This window comes from Mycobacteroides sp. PCS013, from assembly GCF_049532645.1.
GTDB classification, from domain to species: Bacteria; Actinomycetota; Actinomycetes; order Mycobacteriales; family Mycobacteriaceae; genus Mycobacterium; species Mycobacterium gwanakae.
This window is the reverse complement of the sequence record NZ_CP150131.1, coordinates 4,730,621-4,755,621: the sequence shown is the minus strand read 5'-3', so window position 1 is coordinate 4,755,621 and position 25,001 is coordinate 4,730,621. Positions and strand designations below refer to the sequence as shown.

The window sequence follows — 25,001 nt, the reverse complement described above, 5'->3', positions numbered from 1 at the left end:
CTGCATTCCGTCTAATTCTCCCATCACGGGCATCGAGATGCCATGTGACGTTTACCGAATGCACGTTGACCTGGGGTTTTGAGATCTTTACTCGCCGATGTCGCCGACGTGGCCGTGTAAAACGATGCGTCCGTCAGCCAGTTTGTAGGTCAGGTACACGATGGCGAGCTTGTTGGCCTTGACCGCATCGGCGACCACCTGCGAGCGCTGCAACAACTTGATGCCGGTCTCTTCGACGTGGCGGGCCTCGAACTCATCAATACGAGTCAGCCCGTCCTTGCGGCCGCCCAGGATCGAGGGCATCACCCGTACCACCAAGTCCCGGATGTACCCGCCGGGCACCTCTCCGGTGTCCAGGGCGGCCACCGTGGCCCCGACCGCGCCACACGAGTCGTGGCCCAGGATCGCGATCAACGGCACACCCAGCACCGCCACCGCGTACTCGATCGAGCCCAGGACGGCGGAGTCGATCACCTGACCGGCGGTACGCACGATGAACATGTCGCCAAGGCCCTGATCGAAAATGATCTCCGCGGCCACCCGGCTGTCCGAGCAGCCGAACAGCAGCACATTGGGGTTCTGACCATTGGCCAGCTCGGCCCGACGCGTAATGCTCTGGCTCGGGTGCTGCGGAAAGCCACCCACAAAACGCTGGTTACCCTCTTTGAGTGCCTTCCAGGCGGACCTCGGATCAGCTGTCATACCCGTCATTGTGCCCTGACGAACTTTTGAGCTGGTTTGATGTCGCCGAACGAGACCTTCCCTGGCGCCATCCGGAAGCGACGCCGTGGCACATCCTCATCAGCGAAGTGATGCTCCAGCAGACCCCGGTGTCCCGGGTGGAACCGGTGTGGCGGGAATGGGTGGCACGCTGGCCAGTTCCGTCCGCCATGGCGAAAACCTCTGTGGCAGAAGTACTACGCGCCTGGGGAAAGCTGGGATACCCGCGTCGCGCCATGCGCCTACACGAATGCGCCACGGTGCTGGCCCGCGACTATGGCGACCAGGTTCCCGACGACGTGGAGACATTGCTGACGTTGCCCGGAGTCGGGGCGTACACCGCGCGGGCCATTGCCTGCTTCGGCTATGGGCAGCGAGTTCCCGTGGTGGACACCAATGTTCGCCGAGTGATCGCGCGGGTGGTCCATGGCGTCGCCGACTCCGCACCATCGGCACGGGACCTGCGGGACGCCGAGGCATTGCTGCCCGTTGACAACGGGGCACGGTTCTCCGCGGCACTCATGGAGCTGGGCGCCCTGGTGTGCACCGCCCGCGCGCCGCAGTGCCCGCTGTGTCCGCTCAGTTCCTGCACGTGGCACGAGGCGGGCCGACCTGAATTAGACACACCCGCCCGGCCGGTGCAGAAGTACGCCGGTACGGATCGCCAGGTACGAGGCCGATTGTTGGATGTATTACGCGGCAGCAGCATTCCTGTGACGCGGGCACAGCTCGACGTGGTGTGGCTGTCCGACATAGCCCAACGCGACCGCGCCCTGGACTCGTTGCTGGTCGACGGATTGGTCGAGCAGACATCGGACGGCCGCTTCGCATTGGCCGGCGAGGGCGGCTAGCCGACCGCCGTCGCGAAGGTCTTGCGGTAATCGGTGGGCGTGATCCCGACACCGCGGCGGAAATGATGGCGCAACAGGATCGCCGTACCGAAACCGCTGCGTGCCGCCACCGCATCGATATCAAGATCGGTCTCCTCCAACAGACGCCGGGCCAGCAGTACCCGCTGGTCGATGATCCAGCGCAGCGGCGTCACCCCGGTCTGATCGGTGAACTTGCGGGCGAACGTGCGGGTCGACATATGCACGCGTGCGGCAAGATCGGCGACCGTATGCGTCTGGCCGATGTTTTCGATGAGCCAATCAAACAGTCCGCCAAAGCCGTTGGTATCCACATCGGGTACTGGCTGCGGAATGAACTGACGCTGACCACCCGCGCGCTGCGGCGGTACCACCATGCGTCGCGCGATCTTGTTGGTGATCTCGCTACCCAGCTCGCGGCGGACCAGATGCAGGCAGGCATCGATGCCCGCGGCGGTCCCCGCGCTGGTGATCAGGTCGCCGTCATCGACGAACAACACATCACGATCCACCGTCGCCGTTGGATGCCGGCGCGCCAGCTCGTCGGTGTACATCCAGTGCGTGGTGCAGCGGCGGCCGTCCAACAGCCCTGCCGCACCCGCTATGAAGACCCCCGAGCAGACGGTGAGCACTGTGGCACCGCGATCTGCGGCGGCACGCACTGCATCCAGCGCCTCCGGCGGGTAACCCTCGGTGTAGGTACGCGCCGGCAACGCCACCAGATCGGCATCGGCGAGCCCGTCGAGTCCGTGATCGGGGATCAGCGCGGCCCCGACCGTGGTGCGCAGCGGAACCCCGGGTTCCACCCCGCACACCCGAAAATCGAAATTGGGAACGCCGTCGCTAGTGCGGTCGAGGCCGAAGACCTCACATAAGACACCGAACTCGAAAACGGCGACCCGGTCGAGGACCAGCGTCGCCACCGAACGCAACATGGCTGAATATTATCGAAGGTCGTCAATTCCGCCACTGTTGGCGTGATATTTATCAGAACACAATTATTGCCATGACCATCTTCGCCGCCATTCTCGTCCTGCTATCCCCATTCGCCCTGGCGGTCGCACTGAGCTGGATCGCCCGCCGAAACAAGACCTTCCGAATTCACCTCGATCAGTTCCGGGTCGCCGCGCCTCTGGGCGGAACCTTCGCCGACGATCGTGACCTGCAACGGCAGCTGCACGAGATGGAAGTGATCCACTCCCGGCGCTAGCCGGTTACCCGGCCGCGACTGCTGCGATGAACTCGCACACCGCCGCCCGATAGCGTTCCGGCGCGTCGTCGTGAATCAGATGCCCAGCTCCCTCAACCTTCACATAGGTTGATTTCCAACCTATTTCGGCCATCTTGGTCATCTGTCCGGGTGGCGCCACGGTCACCGAAGCCTCCATCAGTAGCGACGGACAACGCACCTGCCGCCACTGATCCCAGAAGTCGCGCACTCCCCATTCCGCAGCCGTAGCTATCCATTTGTCAATGGGGCCGTGCAAGCGCCAGCCACCGGGCACCCGGTCAAATGCCTCCAGGAAATACTGTCCCGCAACGGGTCCGAACCTTTCGGTGACTTCGGCGGCCGATGTGAAGACTTCCGGCCACGAGTACAACCAAGGTTCCCAGGGCCCCGTGGTACCCCCGACGAAATCCGGAGCCATGTCCTCCACGACCAGCCCCGACACCAGCTCCGGATGCTCGGCAGCCAGGCACCACGAATGCAACCCACCCATGGAGTGCCCAACGAGCAGAGCCGGACCGTCAAGCTCGCGCACCGCCTTCGCAAGCGCCTCGACATAACGCTCAGTCGAAATCGGTTGGGCATCAACGACGTCTTGCCCTCGATGCCACGGTGCGTCGTAGGTGTACACCCGGCCCAGCTCACGCAGCCAGGGCAACTGCCGCGACCAGGTGCTCCCGCGCCCCATCAGACCGTGCACGAGCACGATCGACGGCACCCCCGCAGCTCTAGACAGACCGCCTTGGTCGAACAGGCGGTCGTGGTCCATGTCTCTCATCATCGCCCTGTCAACATAAGCCCCGCTGCCGGGTAGCCTGAACCCATGTCCGTGGTGAAGATCAACGCAATCGAGATCCCCGAGGGTGCAGGTCCGGAGCTGGAGAAGCGGTTTGCTCACCGCGCCGGAGCAGTGGAGAACCAGCCAGGATTCCTGGGCTTTCAGCTGCTGCGCCCCGTGAAGGGCGAAGACCGCTACTTCGTGGTCACCCAGTGGGAATCCGAGGAGGCCTTCCAGGCCTGGGCCACCGGTCCGGCGGTCGAAGCACATGCCGGCCAGCAGGCCAAGCCCGTGGCTAAGGGCGCCCACCTGTTGGAGTTCGAGGTTGTGCTCGACGTGACCGGGGCCGCCGCCAAGGCGTGAACGGGGGGTTGCTGCGCGCGCGCATGACGCGCGCCGTTTCAGTGTGCACGGTGGCCGTGGTGGCGTTGTCGGTGGGCAGCACAGCGGGGTGTGGCATCAAACTGCGGCAGGTGCCGCACGGTGATGTCGATACAAGCACGCCTCCTGGCCTGCGCTCGCAACAGCTCATCGACATGCTGAATTCGAACTGGCCGATCGGTAAGCAAGGCGTGGCGACATTGGCCGCCGCCAACAAGGTCGATGACTACACCGAGATCATGACCAAGTTGTGGGTGGACCGGCCGTACAAGGTGAGCTCGGTGGATCTCGCCGCGAACAGCTCCACCGTCCATTTGATCGCTCCCTACGGCGCCAATGTGGACATCGGACTGCGCACCAACGACAAGGGAGATGTCGACAGGCTGGTCCCGTACCAGCAGCCCCCGACGATCGCCGACTGGTCCGATATCGACACCGCGCTGTCGGCATCCGGCGGCCGGTACTCCTACCGGGCCTCCAAGATCGTCAACGGACAGTGCGAGCAGATCGCCGGAACCAACACCTCCGAATCCATGCCGTTGGCTTCGGTTTTCAAGCTCTACGTACTGTTGGCCACCGGTACCGCGATCAACGCGGGCACCCTCAAGTGGGATGACCAACTCACCGTCACCGATCGCGGCAAGGCGCTCGGAAGCTCGATGGACAAGCTGCCGACGGGCTCAACCGTCTCGGTGCGCACCGCCGCTCAGAAAATGATCTCGGTGAGCGACAACATGGGCACCGACATGCTGATCAACCGCCTGGGTCGCCAGGCGATCGAAAAGGCCCTCGCAGACGGCGGGCATCATGACCCGGCGTCGATGACCCCTTTCCCCACCATGCACGAGCTGTTCAACATCGGCTGGGGCATACCGGATGTCCGCCAGCAATGGAAGGACGCCACCACACCCGCACAGCGTGGTCAGATGCTCGCCGAGGCGGACACCCACGACTACAAGCTGGATCCGGACCGGACCACCACGCCCGCATCGAAATTCGGCATCGAGTGGTACGGCAACGCCGAGGACATCTGCCGTGTGCACGCGGCACTGCAGAAGGTCGCAGTGGGTGCGGCCGCCCCGGTCCGCGACATTCTGTCCGCGGAACCCGGTATCGACCTACACAGCGAGAACTGGCGCTACATCGCTGCCAAGGGTGGCAATCTGCCCGGTGACCTGACGTTCAGCTGGTACGCCGAGGATCGCCACCATCAGCCGTATGTGGTGAGCTTCCAACTCAATTGGGACCGCGCATTCGGCCCTGGCGCGGCCGGGTGGGTGATCGGCCTGGCCAAGGGCGTCTTCAAGAAGCTGGGATGAGCGCTCGCTAGCCGGTGGCGGCGGCCTCGGCGTTGACGGGCTTGCGCCCGATCACCGTGGCGAATCCGATACCGATCGTCGCCCACATGATGGCCTGCGTCGTGAACGAGTACAGCCGAAACAGATACAGGTCATGCGCCGGAAACCCTGGATAGACGATCTTCCCGTCGGCATCGAGCAGCGGTTGCGGCGCCTCGACAAATCCGGGCGTGACCGCGATGACGAGCCCCACCAGCACGACGAACACCGCGGCGGCCGCGAGCGTGGCCGTCCAGGTGTCCACGCGCTGGGATAGCTTTCGGCCTACCCACAGCGCGACCGCGAGTGCGATCGCCGCGACCAGAATCATCAGCACGAAGTACCCGGTGCGCTCCTTGATGGTGCCCTCGGCGCTTGCTGCCGGCGGATTGGCCGGGAACTTCAGGAACGGCACCACATACAGCACCAGGAACAGACCACCGGCGACCGCCAGAGCCTGTGCGCGCGGACTGAGATTGCCGACCCGTCCGATCGCCACCACGTACGCCACCGCGAAGAGTGCGCCCATCGCGATTCCGAATCCGATGACACCGAGCGCCAAACCCGCATTTGCCTGCGCGAAACGGCTGAACAGTTCCGCGCCCTCATGATGGGCGTGAACGCCGGCCGCCTCGTCGAGCGCGGCTTGCGCCTCGCCCCGGCCCTCCTCGTAGGAGATGGCCCTGTTGATGACGGGCTCCACGAAGATCCATCCGAAGATGAAGGACAGCAACCCACCCAATGCGCCGAAGCCTAAGCCGCGCAAAATTATTGACTTTTCCATGTATTCGGTCCGCTGCTAGTGGCAGGGGAAACCGAGCAGATGGCGGGCGTCATGCACGAACTCATGAACGTGCATATCGCTACCGAAGATCGACACCGCACCCTGGTCGATGCCGATGAAGTAATAGGCGAGCAGCCCAAAGAGGGTAGTCACGCTCAACCACAGCGCAGCCTGGGGAATCGACACCGCAACCGGATGGCTGGCGGACGTTGTGTGTGCCATATTGCTCCTTTTCGGGATACCGCGTCCCGGGTCCGATCGTCGTCTTCTGGAATCGACAGGTCGGGGTCTGACTTTTACAGTGGCGCGACCGTCCTGGGATCACACCAGGTTCCCGTCCTGTCGAAGGACGAACTGAGCTTAGTCGACGCGGCTGGTCTGCGCCTTCGAGTGATAGTTTTGGCCTCGCATTGGTTTCTCCATGAGCACCAAGAAGCGCTCCTGGAGATCGCAAGAGGGAATCCGGTGTGAGTCCGGAACTGCCCCGCAGCGGTATGTGGAAACGACAGCGGCACTAGAAGCACTGGGTCAAGTACCTGGGAAGCGGCCGCCGGTAGGTGAGGCTCGTAGATGAGCCTCGAGTCCACGAGTCCGAAGACCTGCCAACGCGGCCGCACCTCCTGGTGCGGTCATTCGCCAGTGCCGAGGGCCCGCCTGGTGGGTAGTGCCTATGCGGCGTATCCGTCATGCCCGAAGCGTCGGCGACCCGACGACGCAGGAAGATCGATGCTCGCAGCACAGCACGGACGGCCGGTGTTCCTGGCAGCGGTCGGCGGTCTGGCAGCACTACTGCTGCTGTCGGTGACGGCGCTCGCCTTCGGCACCGCCGACGTGCCATGGCGCGACTGTCTGCATTTCCTCTGGGCAGGCGCGACCGGCGGCTCGGTGCCGGCCACCGACGCGGCGAATTACCGAATCGTTGTCGAGTCCCGGCTGCCGCGGGTGATTCTCGCGATCCTCGTCGGTGCGGGGCTGGCGGTGGTGGGTGTGCTCGTACAGGCCATGGTCCGCAACGCACTTGCCGATCCGTACGTTCTGGGCATCTCCTCGGGCGCCTCGGTAGGCGCCACCGCGGTCGTGGTCTACGGGGTACTTGGCACCCTCGGGGTGTACGCACTCTCCCTTTCGGCCTCATTGGGGGCGCTTGCAGCAACGGCACTTGTCTACCAAATCGCCCGTACCCCACAAGGTCTGATACCTCTGCGGCTGGTGCTGGTGGGCACTGCGGTGGGGTACGGCCTGTCCGCGGTGACAACAGTGCTGGTGTTCTTGGCACCGAACGGCGAAGCGGCGCGCAGTGTGATGTTCTGGCTACTCGGCAGCTTGGGGGCGTCGTCATGGGACAAGGTGCCGGTGGCGCTGGCGGCGACCGTGATCGGCTTCCTATGCGTTGCAGGGCTCGCGCGTCAGCTCAACGCCCTCGCCATGGGTGATGAGGTGAGCGCGTCGCTGGGTTTACACGCCGGCCGCTTCAGGGTTTCGCTGTTCGTATTGTCCGCCGCCATGACGGGATGTTTTGTATCCATCTGCGGAGCAATCGGATTCGTGGGCCTGGTCATTCCACACGCGGCACGGCTGCTGGTCGGAGCGGACCATCGCCGGGTCTTGATCGTGGCTCCGGTGCTGGGCGCGTGCTTCCTTGTGGCCGCCGACCTCATCGCGCGGACCGCAATTCCGCCGCAAGAACTGCCTCTCGGCGCGATCACGGCCGCGGTCGGGGTGCCCGTCTTCGTCGGGTTGATGCATCGCCGCGCGATGTCCGCGGGAGCGGTGGGCTGATGGACGTCAGCTACCGGAATGTGTCGGTCGATATCGGGGGTACTCGGATCGTTTCCGGCATTGACCTCGAGGTCGGGGCCGGTGGGTTCGTCGGCATCGTCGGCCCTAACGGCAGTGGTAAGTCGACGACCCTGCGCTGCCTCTATCGCGCACTTGCGCCAGCCACCGGTGACGTCACAGTCAGTGGCGTATCGGTGCGGGCAATCAGCATGCGGGAGAACGCTCGTCAGGTGGCCGCACTCACCCAGGACGTGTCCTTGGACTTCGATTTCACGTCTGCCGAAGTCATCGCCACCGGTCGGTTACCGCACGGCACGTCCCTGCGCGGCACCTCCGAACTGGACCGACGCATCTGCACGGAGGCCACCGAGACGGCGGACGTGACCGCACTCGCCCACCGCAAGTTCAGTTCCCTCTCCGGCGGGGAACGTCAGCGAGTTCTCATAGCCCGCGCTCTCGCGCAACAGCCGCACGTCCTGGTGCTGGACGAGCCGACGAATCATCTGGATGTGCGCCATCAATACTCGATACTCAGTTCGGCTCGGACACTGGGTATTACCGTCATCGCCGCACTACACGATCTCAATCTCGCGGCACAGTACTGCGACACGATCCATGTCATGGCCGAGGGACACGTGGTGCTGTCGGGATCACCCGACCAGGTCATTACCACCGAGTCCATCGGCCGCTGGTTCGGCATCGGTTGTCACGTCATCGCCCATCCACGAAGCGGCGTCCCACAGATCATCTTCGATGCTCAGCCAGAGAGGCAGGACAAGGAATGAAGGCACTCACCGGTTTGGCGGTCGCGATGTCGCTACTATCGGCCAGCTGCGCGACCATCGAGGCGCAAAGCCCCGGAACAACACAGGTTTCTGTCGAGAATTGCGGTGCACCACTGGATGTCCCGGTTCCCGTCACCCGGGCTGTCAGCAATGACACCGGGGTTACCGAACTCCTGTTCGCGCTCGGCCTGCAGGACCGGATGGCCGGCTACTTCATCGACGCCGGACAGGATCGGGACGTCGAAAGCTCGCCATGGAAGGCACAGTTCGAATCCACGACCAATCTGGGCCAGGGATTCACCCGTGAAGCGGTGCAAGCCGCGCGCCCCGACCTCGTGTTCGCCGGGTGGAGCTACGGATTCAACGAAACCTCCGGGCTCACCCCCGATTGGGTGCGCTCCATCGGATCGGTGCCCTATCAGTTGACCGAGGCATGCCGTCAGCCCGGAACCGTGCGGCGCGGTATCAAGCCGCCCCTCGATGCCCTCTATGAGGACCTGACCAATCTGGGAATCATCTTCGGGGTACAGGACCGTGCGGCATCACTGATCGCCAACTACCGCAAGACGATCGACGACGTGCAGTCACGTATCCCGCACGGCCAGCCACCCGCACGCGTCTTTCTGTATGACAGCGGCGAGGCGGAACCATTCACCTCCGGCAAGAATGCTGCGCCACAACAGATCATCGAGAAGGCCGGTGGCCGCAACGTCTTCGCAGATCTCGACGACAGCTGGACTACCTCCGCGTGGGAGACCGCCGCCCAGCGTGATCCGCAAGTGATCATCATCTGCGATTACGGGGTGGGCCCCAACAACACCGCGAACGCAAAGATCAACCTGCTCAAGGCGCAGCCCCTCATGAAGCACACCCAAGCGGTCCGCGACGGAAACTTCCTCGTGCTGCCGTACGCCGCGCTGGTCGAGGGACCGCGCAACCCGGACGCCATCGTCACTCTTGCGAACTATCTGCGCGACAAGGGATTCTGAGAAGACTTCACCGGAAACGCCGAACGCCCGGCCGCCGCGTAACGCGACAACCGGGCGCTCGAACAGAACTGCCTACTCCGAGGCGGAGGCTGCCAGGTCGGCAGCGGGCTCCTCGCCGGTGACCAGTGCGGGCTTTGGACGTCCGACGAACGTGAACTTCGCGTCCTCGCCGGTGCCTTCGCCATCCCAACCCTCGACGTCGACGGTGACCAGCTCGCCCGGCCCCACCTCGTTGAAGAGAATCTTCTCCGAAAGCGCGTCCTCGATCTCTCGCTGGATGGTCCGGCGCAACGGCCGCGCACCCAACACCGGATCGAATCCGCGCTTGGCAAGAAGCGCCTTGGCCTGGTCGGTGAGTTCCATGGCCATGTCCTTGGTCTTGAGCTGCTTGCCCACCCGTCCGATCATCAGGTCGACCATCTCGATGATCTGTTCCTGCGTCAGCTGCTCGAAGACGATGATGTCGTCGATGCGGTTGAGGAACTCAGGCCGGAAGTGCTTCTTGAGCTCGTCGTGAACCTTCTGCTTCATCCGCTCGTAGTTCGAGCCGCTGCCGCCCTCGGAGAACCCGAGGCCCACAGCCTTCGAGATGTCCGAAGTGCCCAGGTTTGAGGTGAAGATCAGCACAGTGTTCTTGAAATCGACTGTGCGACCCTGGCCGTCGGTGAGACGTCCGTCCTCGAGGACCTGCAACAGGGTGTTGTAGATCTCCTGGTGCGCCTTCTCGATCTCATCGAACAGCACAACGCTGAACGGCTTGCGACGCACCTTCTCGGTGAGCTGTCCACCCTCTTCGTATCCGACGTATCCCGGAGGAGCACCGAAAAGCCTTGAAGCGGTGAATCGGTCGTGGAACTCGCCCATGTCGATCTGGATGAGCGCGTCGTCGTCGCCGAACAGGAAGTTGGCCAGCGCCTTGGACAGTTCGGTCTTACCGACACCGGACGGGCCGGCGAAGATGAACGAACCCGAGGGGCGCCGCGGATCCTTCAGACCGGCACGCGTACGGCGGATCGCCTTCGAGACGGCCTTGACGGCATCTTCCTGGCCGATGATCCGCTTGTGCAGTTCCTCCTCCATGCGCAGCAGCCGAGTGGTTTCCTCCTCGGTCAGCTTGAACACGGGGATACCGGTCCAGTTGCCCAGCACCTCGGCGATCTGCTCGTCATCGACCTCGGCCACAACATCCAGATCACCTGAACGCCACTGCTTTTCGCGATCTGCCCGCTGGGCGACCAGTTGCTTCTCGGAGTCGCGCAGGCGCGCGGCCTTCTCGAAGTCCTGGGCGTCGATGGCCGACTCCTTCTCCCGGCGCGCATCGGCGATCTTCTCGTCGAACTCGCGCAGGTCTGGTGGAGCAGTCATCCGGCGGATGCGCATGCGGGCACCGGCCTCGTCGATCAGGTCGATCGCCTTGTCCGGCAAGAACCGGTCGTTGATGTACCGGTCGGCCAAAGTGGCCGCCGCTACCAGCGCGCCATCGGTGATGGAGACCCGGTGGTGCGCCTCGTAGCGGTCGCGCAGACCCTTGAGGATCTCGATGGTGTGCTCAACGGTCGGCTCACCCACCTGCACCGGCTGGAAGCGACGCTCCAGGGCGGCGTCCTTCTCGATGTACTTGCGGTACTCGTCGAGGGTGGTCGCGCCGATCGTCTGCAGCTCGCCGCGGGCCAGCTTGGGCTTCAGGATGGAGGCCGCGTCGATCGCACCCTCGGCCGCGCCCGCACCGACCAGGGTGTGCAGCTCATCGATGAACAGGATGATGTCGCCGCGGGTGTTGATCTCCTTGAGCACCTTCTTGAGGCGCTCTTCGAAGTCACCGCGGTAGCGGCTGCCGGCCACCAGGGACCCGAGGTCCAGGGTGTACAGCTGCTTGTTCTTCAGTGTCTCGGGCACCTCGCCATGCACGATGGCCTGCGCCAGGCCCTCGACGACGGCGGTCTTACCGACGCCGGGCTCACCGATCAGCACCGGGTTGTTCTTGGTGCGACGGCTCAGCACCTGCATGACCCGCTCGATTTCCTTCTCACGGCCAATGACCGGATCGAGCTTGCCCTCCATGGCAGCGGCAGTCAGGTTACGGCCGAACTGGTCAAGAACCAGCGAGGTCGACGGAGTTCCAGCCTCGCCACCGCGGCCACCGGTACCGGATTCGGTGGTCTCCTTGCCCTGGTAGCCGCTCAGCAACTGGATGACCTGCTGACGCACCCGGGTCAGCTCGGCACCCAGCTTGACGAGCACCTGAGCCGCGACGCCTTCACCTTCACGGATGAGGCCCAGCAGGATGTGCTCGGTGCCGATGTAGTTGTGGCCGAGCTGCAGCGCCTCGCGCAGGCTCAGTTCCAGCACCTTCTTGGCGCGCGGCGTGAAGGGAATGTGCCCGGACGGTGCCTGCTGCCCCTGGCCGATGATTTCCTCGACCTGGCTGCGCACCCCCTCCAGGGAAATACCCAGCGACTCCAGCGACTTGGCGGCGACGCCCTCGCCCTCGTGAATCAGACCCAGCAGGATGTGCTCGGTGCCGATGTAGTTGTGATTGAGCATGCGGGCCTCTTCTTGGGCCAGCACGACCACCCGCCTTGCGCGGTCAGTGAATCTCTCGAACATCGGTCTCCCTCGCTTCCTCGTCCGGCCTTTGCGCAAGCGGTTCATCGTGCCGCTCGGGGTTCCCCCCAAACGGCTCATCCCCGCTGGCACTAGGACCTAATCGCCACTCTAGTGGTCGGCCGTAGTCGGCGCGGTGCTCGCATACCTGGAGATGGCTCCTGAGTGCTCAGCGGAGCCCATCGGAACCCGGTGGAACCGTCCCCAAAAATACGAATCACCGCACCCGGCGGTGCTTGTTAGGCAACCGAACAACGCCAGATGCGGTGAAAACGTTTCCGATTTTGATCCGACTTCGCCGTAAGCGAAATTACCGGGGGGACCCGCAAGTCGACGGGTTTTAGGAGGCGGTCTTAGTTGGCAGTCTTAGTTGGCGGCGTTGAACGCGTCGACAACTTCGGCGGGAATGCGGCCACGCGAGGACACATTGTGACCGTTCTTGCGTGCCCACTCGCGGATCGCGGCGCTCTGCTCACGATCGATGCTCGCGCGCCCGCGACCCGACCCTGAACTCCCCCGGCCACGACGGCGCCCACTGACGCGACGAGCATGCTCGACCCATGTGGTGAGCTGATTACGCAGCTTCTCCGCATTCTTAGAAGAAAGGTCGATCTCGTAAGTCACGCCGTCAATACCGAATTCAACGGTCTCGTCGGCTGGCGCCTCGCCATCGACGTCATCGACAAGCGTAACCGTGACCTTCTTAGCCATTCCCTTTGTCCTTCCAAAAGCGGAACCCCCGTTGGTCCACTTCAAACATGCCACGGATTGCCGCAAAGTTCAACATACGCGCAAGGCTGCGCGTGTTCCACTCAAGGCAAGCGATTCACTACACGCATAGTTGACTCATAGTTGAAAAGCGAGACAAAAATTCGGACGCGTAGATCAAAGCGTAGGTCGGACGATCGGAAACAGGATCGTCTCGCGAATTCCCAGTCCGGTAAGCGCCATCAACAACCGGTCGATACCCATGCCGGTTCCCGCCGCCGGCGGCATTGCATGTTCCATCGCACTGAGGAAATCCTCATCGAGGCTCATCGCCTCATCATCACCAGCCGCGGCCAAACGAGCCTGGTCAACGAACCTTTCACGCTGAATCACCGGATCGATCAACTCCGAGTATCCCGTTGCCAATTCGAAGCCCCGAACATACAAATCCCACTTCTCGGTCACGCCGGAGATGCTTCGGTGCTGACGAGTCAGTGGCGACGTCTCAACTGGGAAATCTCTGACAAACGTCGGCGCGGACATTTTGTCACCGACCTGGTGCTCCCACAGTTCTTCGATGAGTTTTCCGTGCCCGTAGCCGCGATCGGTGGGAATCTCTGCGCCCACTCGCTCGGCGATCTTCCATAGCGTGGCAATCGGTGTATCAGGCGTGATCTCCTCGCCAAGAGCTTCCGACAACGACGGATACATTTCCATCGTCGTCCACTCACCGTCCAAGTCGTAGGTCGACCCGTCGGGCAACGCCACCTGCCTGGTTCCCATTGCGTCGTCCGCTACCTCCTGTATGAGCTCGCGGATCATTGTTGCAGCGGTGTCGTATGTGCCGTACGTCTCATATGTTTCCAGCATCACGAATTCGGGAGAATGCGTCGAATCTGACCCTTCATTTCGAAAAACTCTGTTGAGCTCAAAAATCTTGTCGAAACCGCCGACGAGCGCCCTTTTCAGGAAAAGTTCCGGTGCAATACGCAGATACAGGTCGATATCGAGTGCGTTGGAATGCGTAATGAACGGCCGGGCCGCAGCACCTCCGGCAAGGGTCTGCAGGATCGGTGTCTCCAACTCCAGGAATCCCCGTCGGTGCAGAGCATCACGAACGGCGCGCATCACCGCGACACGCTGCCGCGCAATCTGGCGCGCCTCGGGCCGCACGATGAGATCCACATATCGCTGGCGCACTCTGGTCTCTTCGGACATCTCCTTGTGAGCAACGGGAAGCGGGCGCAATGACTTGGAAGCCATCTGCCAGCTGTCCGCCAGGACGCTCAGTTCGCCTCGGCGTGAGCTGATGACCTCGCCCTGTACGAAGACAATGTCGCCGAGGTCCACATCGGTTTTCCAGTCCGCCAGGGACTGCTCGCCGACACCGGCAAGGCTGATCATCACCTGTAATGAGGTGCCGTCGCCCTCCTGGAGCGTCGCAAAACACAGCTTGCCGGTATTCCGGGAGAAAATGACGCGACCCGACACACCCACCTGATCACCCGTGCTGGTGTCCGTCTCGAGGTCCACGTACGCATCACGAACCTGCTTGAGGCTGTGGGTTCGGGGTACCTCCACCGGATAGGGTTCAACACCCTCGGCGAGCAGCTTTTCGCGCTTGGCCTGCCGGATGCGAAATTGTTCCGGCAAGCTGGTCTGCGCGTCAGGATCAGTCACGTCTCGGCAGCTTAGCGGTAGTGCTTCTCCGGGACTGTTTCGCCGATTCCGGCGTCCGAAAATTCTATTTCGCCGAGCGGGGCTTACCGCGCTGGTCGGCCCGGTTGCGCTCGTACACCAATCGCAAACCGTCCAGGGTGAGGTGCGCCTCGTAGCGGTCCACCGTGTGCGTCTCGGGAAGGATCAATGGGGCCGTGTGTCCGGTGGCCACCACCGTGGCACCGGCGCCGCCAAAGCCTTCGATATCCCGGCGCACCCGCTCGACAAGCCCGTCCACCAGCCCGGCGAATCCGAAGACCGCCCCCGCTTGCATGCACTCGACGGTGTTCTTGCCGACGACGGAACGCGGCCGCGTCAGCTCCACCCGTCGCAGCGCGGCACTGCGGGCGGCTGCGGCATCAGAGGACACCTGCACACCCGGCGCGATGGCTCCTCCTAGGAATTCACCCTTGGCCGACACCACGTCCACACAGATCGAGGATCCAAAGTCGACCACGATGCACGCCGATCCAAATCTATGGTGCGCGGCAAGGCAATTCACGATTCGGTCGGCGCCGACCTCTTTCGGGTTGTCGACGAGCAGCGGCAGGCCCGTACGCACGCCCGGCTCGATGAGGACCTGCGGAACGGCCGACCAGTACTGATCGAACATTCCCCGCATTTCGTGCAGCACCGAGGGCACGGTGGACAGTGCCGCGACACCGGTCAGTGTCTCGCTGTCATCGCCGATCAGTCCGTCGATGGTGAGGGCCAGCTCATCGGCGGTGATCTCGGGTTCCGTGCGAATCCGCCAGTGCTGAACAACCTTGGCATGCTCGCCGGTGCCCGATACCAGTCCGAGGACGGTGTGGGTGTTACGTACGTCGATGGCCAGCAGCACGGCTACACCAGACCGCGGGGCGATACCAGACCGAAGTTCTCGGGCACGTAGGCCGGATCGCCAGAGTGCTCACCCAGCTCAACCTGCTTGTTGTCCGAGTCGACGAACACCACACGCGGCGTGAAGGCGCGTGCCTCCGCATCACTCATCACACCGTAGGCGATGATGATCACCAGGTCCCCAGGAAGTACCAGATGTGCTGCGGCACCGTTGATCCCGATGACGCCGCTGCCACGAGTACCGGTGATCGCATACGTCTCCAGCCGAGCACCGTTGTCGATGTCGACAATGGTGACCTGCTCGCCCTCCAGCAAGTCGGCGGCCTCCATGAGGTCTGGATCGATGGTGACCGAGCCGACGTAATGCAGATCGGCATGCGTCACGGTGGCGCGATGGATCTTCGATTTCATCATCGTGCGGAACATCATTGTCCTCCAGTCAGTTTCGCCAGGGCAGTGCGTGATCGGGGTCCGCAGGTCCAGAAGAGCCGATTCCGCCGCCCAATTCCAGGGGAACGTTGTCCAGTAGCCGGGTAGTACCCAGTTTGGCGGCCACCAGCATGCGGCCGGGTCCTTGTGCGGGTGCGGGGCCCAGATCGGCGCCGCGAACCTCCAGGTAGTCCACCTCGATGGCGGGCACCTCATCGAGTACCGCGCGGGCCGCGTCCAGTGCCGATTCCGTGCCGGCCGAAGCCGAGTAGATTCCGGCAAGTAGCGCGGCCGAAAGTGCACCGGCCTGCTCGCGGTGTTCCTCGCTCAGGTAGACATTCCGCGAGGACATCGCCAGCCCGTCCGCCTCACGGACAATCGGTATCGGAACGATGCGCGTCTTGAGGTTGAGATCGGCGACCATCTGCCTGATGAGCACCAGCTGCTGGTAGTCCTTCTCGCCGAAGTATGCCTGGTCGGGAGCCACGATCTGCAGCAGCTTCAGCACAACTGTCAGCATGCCGGCGAAATGCGTTGGACGCGAGGCACCCTCAAGTTCGGCACCAAGCGGTCCCGGTTGGACGGTGGTGCGTTGCCCATGGGGATACATCGCCTCCGCATTCGGCGCGAACACCAGCTCGACACCCTCGCCACGGAGCTTTTCGACATCCGATTCCAGGGTGCGCGGGTACGCATCGAGATCCTCGCCGACGCCGAACTGTAAGGGATTGACGAAGATCGACACCACGACCACCGCGCCGGGCACCTTCCGGGCATGCCGGACCAGCGTCAGATGGCCCTCATGCAGCGCACCCATGGTTGGTACCAACATGATCCGGCGTCCGGTGTGCCGCAATGCCTTCGACACGTCGTACATCGTGTCGGGATCATGGTGAACGGTCAGTTCTCCACTGAGGTAGCCCTTCGGCCCCTTCGGCCCATACAAACTCGTCATCAAGCAGCCCTACCTAGTCCGGGGTTCCAGTGCGGCGAAAACTGATTGGGGCGCGTGCGCCCGCTGCGCAGTACGTCGAGCATCGGCGCGGTATGCCTCGGCCAGCGCCGGATCCGCCTCGGTCAGTGCATCCAGGTGGCGCCCGATGGCCGCGCCGTCTCCCCGCGCCACCGGACCTGTCAGAGCTGACTGCCCACGGTCCAGCGCATTGGTGACGGCGGCACGAATCAACGGCGCCAGCATCCGTTCGGGCAACCCGCCCGGTCCATCACCAATGATCTCCTGCCCCAACAGTTCCTGACCCCATAGCGCCGATCGCAGCGCCTCAACCGCATCTAGTACCAGCGTCACCACGTGGTTGCTTCCGTGCGCCAGGGCGGCGTGATAGAGAGTGCGGGCGTCCTCGCGCACTCGTACCGGCTCGCCGCCTATCTCCAGCACCAGCGCCGTACCGATCGCGTAACCGATCTCGTCGGCCGCGGTAATTCCAAAGCAGGCATTGGGAAGTCGCTCAATATCCTCATCCCCGCCTACGAACGTCATGGCCGGATGGATGGCCAGCGGCACGCACCCGAGGGCAGTCAACGGCTCCAGGATCGTGATGCCGTTGGCGCCCGACGTGTGCACCACGATGGTTCCGGGCCGTACCGAACCGGTAGTGGCGAGCCCCGAGACCAAGGCCCCCAGCTCGTGATCCGGTACTGCAAGGATTAGTAGCTCGGCACGCGGAGCGACCTCCTGGGCGGACAGGACCTGACTTTCCGGCAGTCGTTCCTCGGCACGCCGACGCGAGGCATCAGATACCGCGCTGCATGCGACAACGAAATGGCCCGCCGCCTCCAGCGCGACGCCCATGGCAGTACCCACTCGGCCGGCCGAGATAATCCCGACAGCCAGACGCGCGGGCCGCAAGCCATCAAGTGGCCCATCGGCTTGGCTATCGACATTGAAAGCCTCAGACATGCTGAACGAGACACCTCGCAGACTAGATACGTTCCAGTCCTGCCTGGCAGGTACCGGACGGTCATCAGCAGGCTAATCCCACCGAGGCGCTACCGGCAGTGCCCTGAGCCGTTAGATTGCTCACTTTCGCGCACGGTGACAAAATCCGCCGAAAGTCAGTCCTCGCGGCGCCGGCGGCGACCGCCACCGGACTCCGAGGGCTCTGACGGATCTCCCTGGAGACGTCCCAGCAGGTCGGCGACCGAGAAGCCACCCGTTTCCTCAACATGGCGGCGACCGCGCGACTCCTCGGATTCTTCGGGTTCCGGGGCCCGCCGACGACCACGTGGCTCTTCGGATTCCTCGGGTTCGGGGGCCCGTCGGCGTCCGCGCTTCTCCTCAGGTTCCGGCGCCCGGTGTCCCCCGGAGCTCTCCGGATAGCTCTGTTGTTCCGGGGCCGGCGGTGGCGGCGGGTAAGAAGGCTCGGGCGCCCAGTGCCCACCGCCGGCATTCTCGGGCCCGGCCGGGGCCTGGTGGCGTGACGGCGATCCGGAATGTCGACCGACGACTGGCTCTGCCTGATACGGAGTTGGAGCAGGTGCGGGTTCGTTGGATGCCCAGTTGCTTCCGCTGGTGCCGGGAGGCAACCACTGGCCTTCGGCGGGGGCCGGAGACCACACGCTCGGAGGCGGCGGGGGCGGGGCGTTCCACTCCGGGGCGGGCTCGTTCCACACGGGCTGGGGGACAACCTGCTCCGGAGGAGCGATGGGCTGGGGTGTCGGATCCCAGTCCTCGCCGTCGGCGGCGGCATCCCAATCCTCTTGTCTGGCAGCCCAATACGCTTGCTGCACATGCTCTGCTGCGGGCGGTGCCGCCGTAACCGCGGGATCCGGCTGCGGCACCGGGGACTGGGCCACATGCGGCTCTGGCTGCGGGCGCCAATGTGTACCGGATGACACCGGCTGTTGGTACGGCTCCGGCTCGTGAGGTTGCGCGGCACCGTAATACGGAGGCGCCGGATACGGCGGCGTGGGAGGCGCCTCCGCCTCATCGACATGATGGGGATCTTCGGCGACATCGATGATCGGGTACTCCGATGTCCGGTTGTCCTCTTCGACCGCGGTCACGTCCTGGTACTCGGCGGCCGGCGCGGGTTGGGGCTCGCGGACGGAGTGGGTGAATGCGGCAGCAGGTGCGCCCACGTTCGGTGCGGGCTCGGGCTCGGCTCCCGGCCAGGGCCCCAACGCGCGAATCGGGTCATGCTCGATCGCCGGACGCTCGCTGAGCTCGGTGTTGAAGAGGATCTCCAGATTGGTGCGCAACGCGGCAAGCTCGGCACGCAGGGTCGCGATCTCATCGGCGGCCTGCGCCTCGATCTCCCCGGCCAGCTGCTGGCGCAATCTGCTCTCAACCGTCAGCTCGTACTCGCGGCGCGCCGAAATCTCCCGCTCCAACTGCAGGTCGTAAACGAGCTTCTGGTCGCGCACCTTCGCCTGGTCGGTATCGCTCTGCCGGCGGTAGGTCAGCGCGGCGAATGACGCGATGACCGCGGCCCATAACGCCAGCAACAAGCCGACGCGTAAATAGATGGCCTTATCGGTGAAAACCAGGGCGATCCCGGAACCGATCGCCAGCACCAGCAACGCGGTCAGCAACGCCCACCCGGGGCGACGGCTGCCACGCCGAGGCTTCGCCGCTCGGGTCGGAATCGTCATGGGGGTGACTGTACCCGGACAGTGCAGTGTGCTGGCCGACCTCGAATCGGCGATTCGACATGGGCGGGTGCTATCGGGCGGGGGTCGCGGGCGGGTCGGGTGGCGACTTACAGCAATGCTGTAGCCACAGCCCGGCGACCACGAGCGCCAACGCACAACCGGTGGCGATCACTACGCCGAATGTGTCCGCTGCTGCCGCGGCCAGCTGCGCGCGCCGCGGCAGGATGTAGACCAGCATCGCGAGCCACCATCCCGTCATCAGCGTGCCGAGCCATGCCGAGGCCTTCGCGACCACCACCGAACGTGCCACCACAAGCGCCGGCAAACGTCCCGTGCCAACCCCGATCTCACCGTCAGTGACCTTGTTGCGGATGTAGAACGCCCAGCCACCCTCGGCGATCGCCAGCGCCAACAGCGAAACACCCCCGAGCAGCGGGATCGGCGGCAGGGAACCGTAAGCCACTGAGACAAAGAAAAAGCCGAGGATCGCCGTAACGGAGCCCCCCAGCAGCAGTTCACGGATCCGAGTGGGTCCCATTACGCAGCCGGACCAGTCAGAGTGTCATCCACACGGCGGACGCCGGCACGTTCGGCTTCGGACAGACCTGCCACCAGCTCGGCAACCGGACGGAGCCGCCCCTCGACCGTCAGTGCAGCCTCCGGATCGAGCGCCAGCCACGGCACCAATACAAAAGCTCGCTCGTGCGCGCGGGGATGCGGCAGTGTCAGCTCTACGTCCTCGGAGAGGATCTCGCTAGCCACTGCGGTGTCGTCGACATCCTGTCTGCAGCTGATCACGTCAACGTCGAGAGTCCGTGGGCCCCAGCGTTCCGCACGTACTCGCTGTGCAGACTGCTCTAGGCGATGCGCCACCTCGAGCCACTCCCGCGGTTCACGCCCCTGCGCGATGACCACGGCATTCAAATAGTCAGACTGCGGAACCGGTCCCCACGGTGCGGTTTGATACACCGGTGAAACGCCGATCACATCCGCGCCCAGCGCGTCGACGACCAATTGCAGGTGCGCGAGCCTGTCACCGAGATTGGATCCGATAGACAGCACCGCGCGGGTCACTGCGGTGATCCCCCGGGCCGCGATCTCCGGGAACGGCGGGCCACCACCGCAACATCGCTGAACGTCAATGGAATTGGCGCGTCGGGCTTGTGTACCACCGCCTCCACAGCGTGAACCCTGGCATCGGTCATCACATCGTCGGCGATCGCACCGGCAACCGATTCGATGAGATTGCGCGGTGGACCGGACACGATCGCGGCCGCCCGCTGAGCCAGTTCCCCATAGTCGAGGGTGTCGGTCAGCTGATCCGTGGCCGCCGCGGTATCAAGATCCAGCCAGACGGTGACGTCTACCGAGAACTCCTGGCCGTCGCGACGCTCATGCTCGAAAACTCCGTGATAACCAAAAACTTTCAGGCCGCGCAACTCGATGCGGTCGGTCATTTCGTGCCGCCCTTGGTGCCGCGCTGGGCAACCTCACGACGCCACTTGCCCCCTGCGGTCTTACTGGGTTCGGGTCGAGCGGTCCGCACGGTCACCTCCATGGTCACCTCGTCCTGAGCGATTTCGGCGGCGGGCGTAGGTTCGGGCTCGGTCTGCTGTTCCGGGAGGTGCTCGCGCCCCTCTTCCTCGTCCTCTTCGATGGTCTCGACACCGCCAGTCTCCCAGGCCCGCACCACCTTCAGCGCGTCCATGGATGCCGTGACGTCATGAACCCGCACACCCCATACCTCATGAAGCGCGCCAAGCGCGGTGATGACGGCCGTTGCGGTTTCACGCCCGTCGGCCGGACGCTCCACGCCCTTGAGGTCGGTAAGTAGCGAACCCAGGAATCGTTTCCGGGAGGCGCCGATGAGAATCGGGTAACCCAGCTCCTGTAAATCCGGAATCGCTTGGAGTAACAGCCAATTGTGACGGGCAGTCTTAGCGAAGCCAAGACCCGGGTCAAGGATCAGCTTGTCCTGAGAAACTCCGGCCTTGAGCGCAACCTCTACCGACTCCATGAGCTCGCGTGAGACATCGGCAACCACGTCACCGTAGTTCTTAGCACTCGATGTGTGTATGAAATCCTTTGAGCGCCAATGCATCAGAATCCACGGTAACCCCAGACTCGCCATCAGCGGGGCCATCTCCGGGTCCGCCCGGCCGCCCGAGACATCGTTGACCATGTTCGCACCCGCCTCCACCGCGGCGGCCGCGACCTCGGCGCGCATGGTGTCAACACTGACGTTGATCCCATGGCTGGCAAGCTCTTTGATCACCGGGATGACCCGCTGCATTTCAATCTTCTGCCTGATCGACGTCGCGCCCGGCCGCGTCGACTGCCCGCCGACATCGATGATGTCGGCGCCCGCAGAAGCAAGCGCCAGCCCGTGCGCCACCGCATCCGATTGCTTGATGAATTGCCCACCGTCAGAGAAGGAGTCGTCGGTGACGTTGACGACTCCCAGAATATGGGTCAATGCGGGGGTATCCGTCACGCCGGCGATCATGCCCTCATCATCAGGTCGAGAACCTCGGCCCGCGAGGCGGCGTCAGTCTTGAACTGGCCACGCACCGCGGAGGTGGTTGTTGTCGCTCCGGGCTTGCGCACACCGCGCATGGCCATACACAAATGCTCGGCTTCGACCACGACGATCACGCCGCGCGGCTCCAACTTGCGCACCAACGCGTCAGCGATCTGTGCCGTCAACCGCTCCTGCACTTGAGGCCGTTTTGCGTAAAGATCAACCAGCCGAGCGATTTTCGATAGTCCGGTAACCCGGCCATGCTTACCGGGGATGTACCCCACATGTGCCACACCGTGAAACGACACCAAGTGATGCTCACATGTCGAATACATCGGTATCGATTTCACCAGCACCAACTCGTCGTGCTGTTCGTCAAAGGTGGTGTTCAACACCGTATCTGGGTCGGTGTAGAGACCGGCAAATATCTCCTTGTACGCGCGCGCGACGCGGGCGGGCGTGTCCACCAGCCCATGCCGGTCCGGGTCCTCACCAACCGCTAAGAGCAGTTCACGGACCGCAGCCTCGGCACGTGCCTGGTCGAAGACGTGACCAGCCGGCTGGCCGTTGCGCTCGGCCGTCTCGGGCGAGTTCATATCAGCTCTTGCTCTCGCTGCCCTCATCCGGAGCCGGCTGCTGATGCGGAGTCGGCACGGGATACGGGTAGGGCTGCGGGACATGCGGTGGGTACGGAGCGTGTCCCTGCGGCGGGTAACCCGGCTGCGGGTACGGAGGCTGCCCCTGGGGCGGCCAGCCGGGTGCATACCAGCCCGCGGGTGCACCATAGTTGGCGCCCGACGGCTGACCCGGATGACTTCCTGGCGGAACCGGTTGACCGCCTTGACCATTCGGCGCAGACTGCGCCCCATTCGCGGGCACCGCAGCGGCCGCCTGTTCGGCGATGGCCTTCTTGAACGCGGGCTCGGGGACCGGAGGAGGCCAGGGTTCACCACGTTCGATGGCGAGCTCCCCCGGGGTCTTGATGGGGGGCTTATCGGACGGAATCCGGCCTCCGAAGTCGTCGAACATGGTCAATCGCGGACGACGCTGCACGTCCTTGAAGATCTCCTCGAGATCCTTGCGGACCACCGTTTCCTTCTCCAGCAGCTCGCCGGCCAACGTGTCCAGCACATCTCGGTACTCGGTGAGGATGGCCCACGCCTCGGTATGCGCGGCTTCGATGAGATTACGTACCTCCTCATCGATTTCGCGAGCGACCTCGTGGGAGTAGTCCGGCTGCGTGCCCATGGTGCGTCCCAGGAACGGGTCGCCGTGTTCGGTGCCGTAGCGCACGGCGCCGAGCTTGGCGCTCATGCCGAACTCGGTGACCATGGCGCGAGCCTTCTTGGTGGCCTGCTCGATATCGGACACCGCGCCGGTGGTCGGCTCGCGGAATACGAGCTCCTCGGCGGCGCGGCCGCCCATGGCGAACACCAGCTGCGCAATCATCTCGGATCTGGTGGCCAGACCCTTGTCGTCCTCGGGTACCGCGATGGCATGCCCGCCGGTACGCCCGCGCGCCAGGATGGTGACCTTGTAGACCCGCTCGATATCTGGCATGGCCCACGCCGCCAGGGTGTGCCCGGCCTCGTGATAGGCGGTGATCTTCTTTTCGTGTTCACTGATGATGCGGCCCTTGCGGCGCGGACCGCCCACAACCCGGTCGACGGACTCCTCCAGCGCCGCCGCCGTGATGACGGTGCCGTTCTCACGTGCGGTGAGCAGGGCGGCCTCGTTGATGACATTGGCCAGGTCAGCACCAGACATACCCACGGTGCGCTTGGCCAGCCCGTCGAAATCGACGTCGGGGCCGAACGGCTTGCCCGCCGAGTGGACCTTGAGCACGGCCTTGCGGCCGGCCAGATCGGGGCTCGACACCGGGATCTGCCGGTCGAAACGACCGGGGCGCAGCAGCGCCGGATCGAGGATGTCGGGACGGTTGGTCGCGGCGATGAGGATGACGCCCTGCCGGTCGCCGAAGCCGTCCATCTCGACCAGTAGCTGGTTCAGGGTCTGCTCGCGCTCGTCGTGACCGCCGCCCAGACCCGCACCGCGCTGGCGGCCCACGGCGTCGATCTCGTCGACGAAGATGATGCAGGGGCTGTTCTGCTTGGCCTGCTCAAACAGGTCGCGAACACGCGAAGCACCAACGCCCACAAACATTTCCACGAAATCGGACCCGGAGATGGTGAAGAACGGCACTCCCGCCTCGCCAGCGACCGCACGCGCCAGCAGCGTCTTACCGGTACCCGGCGGGCCGTAGAGCAGCACACCGCGCGGGATCTTCGCCCCCAGCGCCTGATACCGCGACGGGTTCTGCAGGAAATCCTTGATCTCGTAGAGCTCTTCCACGGCCTCGTCGACCCCGGCCACGTCGGCGAAGGTGGTCTTCGGCATGTCCTTGGACAGCTGCTTGGCCCGCGACTTACCGAAACCGAAGCCCATGCCGCGACCACCGGACTGCATGCGGCTGAACGCGAAGAACAACACCACCAGCAGGATCACCGGCAGCAAGTACAGCAGCAGCGATCCCAGGATGCTGCCCTGGTTCACCGTCGTACTGACGGCCGCACCCTTGCCGTTCAGCTTCTCCAGCAGCGGCACCCCGTACCCGGTCGGGTACTTGGTGATGACCTTGTCCTTGCCCTCGGTATCACCGTTGCCGGCCTTGAGGTCCAGCCGCAGCTGCTGCTCACGGTCGTCAATACGAGCGCTCTTGACGTTGTCGGTGTCGATCTGCTTGATCGCGACCGTGGTGTCCACGGGTTTGTAACCGCGGGTGTCGTCGCCGAAGTAGAAGAACGACCACCCCAGCAGCAGCACCACCACGATGACGCCCAGGGTGCGAAACACGTTTGTCCGGTTCATACAGCGTCGGCCGCGGTCAGCGGCCCGGTCCTTCCGTCGTCATGGGGCAG

Annotated in this window: 26 protein-coding genes and 1 riboswitch; of the genes, 7 read left to right on the top strand and 19 right to left on the bottom strand. The window is 64.0% G+C overall.

Annotated elements, in window-relative coordinates; translation table 11 throughout:
* Positions 1 to 87: 87 nt before the first annotated feature.
* A complete protein-coding gene (locus RHO23_RS23670) occupies positions 88 to 702 on the bottom strand; it encodes a carbonic anhydrase (protein ID WP_064407710.1) in 615 nt (204 codons plus the stop codon).
* 26 nt (positions 703 to 728) lie between these two features.
* Here RHO23_RS23670 and RHO23_RS23665 point away from each other — a divergent pair, with 26 nt between their 5' ends.
* Entirely contained in the window at positions 729 to 1,571 is an 843-nt protein-coding gene (locus RHO23_RS23665; RefSeq protein ID WP_101312837.1) for an A/G-specific adenine glycosylase, read from the top strand.
* On the opposite strand, the gene RHO23_RS23660 is transcribed toward RHO23_RS23665, so the two are convergent.
* Complete coding sequence (locus tag RHO23_RS23660) at positions 1,568 to 2,524, bottom strand: helix-turn-helix domain-containing protein (RefSeq protein ID WP_030095799.1); 957 nt, start codon at positions 2,522 to 2,524, stop codon at positions 1,568 to 1,570. The genes RHO23_RS23665 and RHO23_RS23660 overlap by 4 nt on opposite strands.
* Before the next feature lie 71 nt (positions 2,525 to 2,595).
* Between RHO23_RS23660 and RHO23_RS23655 the strand changes: the two genes are divergently transcribed.
* A complete protein-coding gene (locus tag RHO23_RS23655) occupies positions 2,596 to 2,799 on the top strand; it encodes a hypothetical protein (RefSeq protein WP_046252407.1) in 204 nt (67 codons plus the stop codon).
* Between the two features lie 4 nt (positions 2,800 to 2,803).
* Here the strand turns inward: RHO23_RS23655 and RHO23_RS23650 are convergent, their stop codons facing one another.
* The gene (locus RHO23_RS23650; RefSeq protein WP_064407709.1) at positions 2,804 to 3,586 is read right to left on the bottom strand and encodes an alpha/beta fold hydrolase; all 783 of its coding nucleotides are present in this window, start codon (positions 3,584 to 3,586) and stop codon (positions 2,804 to 2,806) included.
* Between the two features lie 54 nt (positions 3,587 to 3,640).
* On the opposite strand from RHO23_RS23650, the gene mhuD reads away from it, so the two are divergent.
* Together mhuD and RHO23_RS23640 are read left to right on the top strand one after the other, a co-directional pair.
* The gene (mhuD, locus tag RHO23_RS23645) at positions 3,641 to 3,958 is read left to right on the top strand and encodes a mycobilin-forming heme oxygenase MhuD (RefSeq protein ID WP_046252406.1); all 318 of its coding nucleotides are present in this window, start codon (positions 3,641 to 3,643) and stop codon (positions 3,956 to 3,958) included.
* A 23-nt stretch (positions 3,959 to 3,981) separates the two neighbouring features.
* Positions 3,982 to 5,295 carry a serine hydrolase gene (locus RHO23_RS23640; protein ID WP_044104945.1) on the top strand — a complete coding sequence of 438 codons (1,314 nt, stop codon included), beginning with the start codon at positions 3,982 to 3,984 and terminating at the stop codon, positions 5,293 to 5,295.
* 7 nt (positions 5,296 to 5,302) lie between these two features.
* Here RHO23_RS23640 and RHO23_RS23635 read toward each other — a convergent pair whose 3' ends face one another.
* Together RHO23_RS23635 and RHO23_RS23630 are read right to left on the bottom strand one after the other, a co-directional pair.
* Positions 5,303 to 6,097, bottom strand: coding sequence for a CbtA family protein (locus tag RHO23_RS23635; RefSeq protein WP_064407708.1), 795 nt, complete (start codon positions 6,095 to 6,097; stop codon positions 5,303 to 5,305).
* Between the two features lie 15 nt (positions 6,098 to 6,112).
* Positions 6,113 to 6,319, bottom strand: a complete 207-nt coding sequence (locus RHO23_RS23630; protein WP_030095805.1) for a CbtB domain-containing protein — start codon at positions 6,317 to 6,319, stop codon at positions 6,113 to 6,115.
* Between the two features lie 172 nt (positions 6,320 to 6,491).
* Positions 6,492 to 6,718, top strand: a riboswitch (cobalamin riboswitch).
* A 105-nt stretch (positions 6,719 to 6,823) separates the two neighbouring features.
* Between RHO23_RS23630 and RHO23_RS23625 the strand changes: the two genes are divergently transcribed.
* Genes RHO23_RS23625 through RHO23_RS23615 form a run of 3 tightly spaced genes read left to right on the top strand, consistent with a single transcriptional unit; the run spans position 6,824 to position 9,650 of the window.
* Positions 6,824 to 7,876, top strand: coding sequence for an iron ABC transporter permease (locus tag RHO23_RS23625; RefSeq protein WP_064407707.1), 1,053 nt, complete (start codon positions 6,824 to 6,826; stop codon positions 7,874 to 7,876).
* Positions 7,876 to 8,661, top strand: a complete 786-nt coding sequence (locus tag RHO23_RS23620) for an ABC transporter ATP-binding protein (protein WP_064407706.1) — start codon at positions 7,876 to 7,878, stop codon at positions 8,659 to 8,661. The genes RHO23_RS23625 and RHO23_RS23620 overlap by 1 nt, the downstream gene beginning before the upstream one ends.
* Positions 8,658 to 9,650, top strand: coding sequence for an ABC transporter substrate-binding protein (locus tag RHO23_RS23615; protein WP_064407705.1), 993 nt, complete (start codon positions 8,658 to 8,660; stop codon positions 9,648 to 9,650). Before RHO23_RS23620 ends, RHO23_RS23615 begins: the two co-directional genes overlap by 4 nt.
* Positions 9,651 to 9,722: 72 nt before the next feature.
* Here the strand turns inward: RHO23_RS23615 and clpC1 are convergent, their stop codons facing one another.
* The 14 genes from clpC1 to ftsH all read right to left on the bottom strand — a co-directional run bounded on the left by clpC1 (position 9,723) and on the right by ftsH (position 24,951).
* Positions 9,723 to 12,257, bottom strand: coding sequence for an ATP-dependent protease ATP-binding subunit ClpC (gene clpC1 / locus RHO23_RS23610; protein WP_030095812.1), 2,535 nt, complete (start codon positions 12,255 to 12,257; stop codon positions 9,723 to 9,725).
* A 363-nt stretch (positions 12,258 to 12,620) separates the two neighbouring features.
* Positions 12,621 to 12,965: a histone-like nucleoid-structuring protein Lsr2 gene (lsr2, locus tag RHO23_RS23605; protein ID WP_030095813.1), complete on the bottom strand. Its 345-nt coding sequence runs from the start codon at positions 12,963 to 12,965 to the stop codon at positions 12,621 to 12,623.
* 174 nt (positions 12,966 to 13,139) lie between these two features.
* Entirely contained in the window at positions 13,140 to 14,642 is a 1,503-nt protein-coding gene (gene lysS / locus RHO23_RS23600) for a lysine--tRNA ligase (RefSeq protein WP_057967922.1), read from the bottom strand.
* 64 nt (positions 14,643 to 14,706) lie between these two features.
* On the bottom strand, positions 14,707 to 15,522 hold the full coding sequence (locus RHO23_RS23595) for a type III pantothenate kinase (RefSeq protein WP_030095815.1): 816 nt from the start codon (positions 15,520 to 15,522) through the stop codon (positions 14,707 to 14,709).
* Between the two features lie 2 nt (positions 15,523 to 15,524).
* A complete protein-coding gene (gene panD / locus RHO23_RS23590; protein ID WP_064410124.1) occupies positions 15,525 to 15,947 on the bottom strand; it encodes an aspartate 1-decarboxylase in 423 nt (140 codons plus the stop codon).
* 13 nt (positions 15,948 to 15,960) lie between these two features.
* The gene (gene panC, locus RHO23_RS23585; protein WP_057965281.1) at positions 15,961 to 16,905 is read right to left on the bottom strand and encodes a pantoate--beta-alanine ligase; all 945 of its coding nucleotides are present in this window, start codon (positions 16,903 to 16,905) and stop codon (positions 15,961 to 15,963) included.
* A gap of 9 nt (positions 16,906 to 16,914) precedes the next feature.
* On the bottom strand, positions 16,915 to 17,868 hold the full coding sequence (locus RHO23_RS23580) for a Rossmann-like and DUF2520 domain-containing protein (RefSeq protein WP_064407704.1): 954 nt from the start codon (positions 17,866 to 17,868) through the stop codon (positions 16,915 to 16,917).
* Between the two features lie 155 nt (positions 17,869 to 18,023).
* Complete coding sequence (locus RHO23_RS23575; protein WP_423488414.1) at positions 18,024 to 19,562, bottom strand: DUF6779 domain-containing protein; 1,539 nt, start codon at positions 19,560 to 19,562, stop codon at positions 18,024 to 18,026.
* Between the two features lie 70 nt (positions 19,563 to 19,632).
* Positions 19,633 to 20,100, bottom strand: coding sequence for a DUF3180 domain-containing protein (locus RHO23_RS23570; protein WP_064407702.1), 468 nt, complete (start codon positions 20,098 to 20,100; stop codon positions 19,633 to 19,635).
* Positions 20,100 to 20,636 (bottom strand): 2-amino-4-hydroxy-6-hydroxymethyldihydropteridine diphosphokinase, encoded by a 537-nt coding sequence (gene folK, locus RHO23_RS23565; protein ID WP_064407701.1) that lies wholly within the window; start codon positions 20,634 to 20,636, stop codon positions 20,100 to 20,102. The genes RHO23_RS23570 and folK overlap by 1 nt, the downstream gene beginning before the upstream one ends.
* Positions 20,633 to 21,019 (bottom strand): dihydroneopterin aldolase, encoded by a 387-nt coding sequence (folB, locus tag RHO23_RS23560; protein ID WP_057963926.1) that lies wholly within the window; start codon positions 21,017 to 21,019, stop codon positions 20,633 to 20,635. Before folB ends, folK begins: the two co-directional genes overlap by 4 nt.
* Complete coding sequence (gene folP, locus RHO23_RS23555) at positions 21,016 to 22,068, bottom strand: dihydropteroate synthase (RefSeq protein ID WP_057963927.1); 1,053 nt, start codon at positions 22,066 to 22,068, stop codon at positions 21,016 to 21,018. Before folP ends, folB begins: the two co-directional genes overlap by 4 nt.
* The gene (gene folE / locus RHO23_RS23550) at positions 22,065 to 22,679 is read right to left on the bottom strand and encodes a GTP cyclohydrolase I FolE (RefSeq protein ID WP_057963928.1); all 615 of its coding nucleotides are present in this window, start codon (positions 22,677 to 22,679) and stop codon (positions 22,065 to 22,067) included. The genes folP and folE overlap by 4 nt, the downstream gene beginning before the upstream one ends.
* A 1-nt stretch (position 22,680) precedes the next feature.
* Positions 22,681 to 24,951 carry an ATP-dependent zinc metalloprotease FtsH gene (ftsH, locus tag RHO23_RS23545; RefSeq protein ID WP_057963929.1) on the bottom strand — a complete coding sequence of 757 codons (2,271 nt, stop codon included), beginning with the start codon at positions 24,949 to 24,951 and terminating at the stop codon, positions 22,681 to 22,683.
* Between the last annotated feature and the right edge of the window lie 50 nt (positions 24,952 to 25,001).

Excerpts from the sequence above, each read along its gene's own strand:
- RHO23_RS23670 (WP_064407710.1), bottom strand. The coding sequence starts at position 702 with ATGACAGCTGATCCGAGGTCCGCCTGGAAGGCACTCAAAGAGGGTAAC.
- RHO23_RS23660 (WP_030095799.1), bottom strand. The coding sequence starts at position 2,524 with ATGTTGCGTTCGGTGGCGACGCTGGTCCTCGACCGGGTCGCCGTTTTC.
- RHO23_RS23655 (WP_046252407.1), top strand. The coding sequence starts at position 2,596 with ATGACCATCTTCGCCGCCATTCTCGTCCTGCTATCCCCATTCGCCCTG.
- RHO23_RS23650 (WP_064407709.1), bottom strand. The coding sequence starts at position 3,586 with ATGGACCACGACCGCCTGTTCGACCAAGGCGGTCTGTCTAGAGCTGCG.
- mhuD (WP_046252406.1), top strand. The coding sequence starts at position 3,641 with ATGTCCGTGGTGAAGATCAACGCAATCGAGATCCCCGAGGGTGCAGGT.
- RHO23_RS23640 (WP_044104945.1), top strand. The coding sequence starts at position 3,982 with ATGACGCGCGCCGTTTCAGTGTGCACGGTGGCCGTGGTGGCGTTGTCG.
- RHO23_RS23635 (WP_064407708.1), bottom strand. The coding sequence starts at position 6,097 with ATGGAAAAGTCAATAATTTTGCGCGGCTTAGGCTTCGGCGCATTGGGT.
- RHO23_RS23630 (WP_030095805.1), bottom strand. The coding sequence starts at position 6,319 with ATGGCACACACAACGTCCGCCAGCCATCCGGTTGCGGTGTCGATTCCC.
- RHO23_RS23625 (WP_064407707.1), top strand. The coding sequence starts at position 6,824 with ATGCTCGCAGCACAGCACGGACGGCCGGTGTTCCTGGCAGCGGTCGGC.
- RHO23_RS23620 (WP_064407706.1), top strand. The coding sequence starts at position 7,876 with ATGGACGTCAGCTACCGGAATGTGTCGGTCGATATCGGGGGTACTCGG.
- RHO23_RS23615 (WP_064407705.1), top strand. The coding sequence starts at position 8,658 with ATGAAGGCACTCACCGGTTTGGCGGTCGCGATGTCGCTACTATCGGCC.
- clpC1 (WP_030095812.1), bottom strand. The coding sequence starts at position 12,257 with ATGTTCGAGAGATTCACTGACCGCGCAAGGCGGGTGGTCGTGCTGGCC.
- lsr2 (WP_030095813.1), bottom strand. The coding sequence starts at position 12,965 with ATGGCTAAGAAGGTCACGGTTACGCTTGTCGATGACGTCGATGGCGAG.
- panD (WP_064410124.1), bottom strand. The coding sequence starts at position 15,947 with ATGTTCCGCACGATGATGAAATCGAAGATCCATCGCGCCACCGTGACG.
- panC (WP_057965281.1), bottom strand. The coding sequence starts at position 16,905 with ATGACGAGTTTGTATGGGCCGAAGGGGCCGAAGGGCTACCTCAGTGGA.
- RHO23_RS23580 (WP_064407704.1), bottom strand. The coding sequence starts at position 17,868 with ATGTCTGAGGCTTTCAATGTCGATAGCCAAGCCGATGGGCCACTTGAT.
- RHO23_RS23575 (WP_423488414.1), bottom strand. The coding sequence starts at position 19,562 with ATGACGATTCCGACCCGAGCGGCGAAGCCTCGGCGTGGCAGCCGTCGC.
- RHO23_RS23570 (WP_064407702.1), bottom strand. The coding sequence starts at position 20,100 with ATGGGACCCACTCGGATCCGTGAACTGCTGCTGGGGGGCTCCGTTACG.
- folB (WP_057963926.1), bottom strand. The coding sequence starts at position 21,019 with ATGACCGACCGCATCGAGTTGCGCGGCCTGAAAGTTTTTGGTTATCAC.
- folP (WP_057963927.1), bottom strand. The coding sequence starts at position 22,068 with ATGATCGCCGGCGTGACGGATACCCCCGCATTGACCCATATTCTGGGA.
- folE (WP_057963928.1), bottom strand. The coding sequence starts at position 22,679 with ATGAACTCGCCCGAGACGGCCGAGCGCAACGGCCAGCCGGCTGGTCAC.
- ftsH (WP_057963929.1), bottom strand. The coding sequence starts at position 24,951 with ATGAACCGGACAAACGTGTTTCGCACCCTGGGCGTCATCGTGGTGGTG.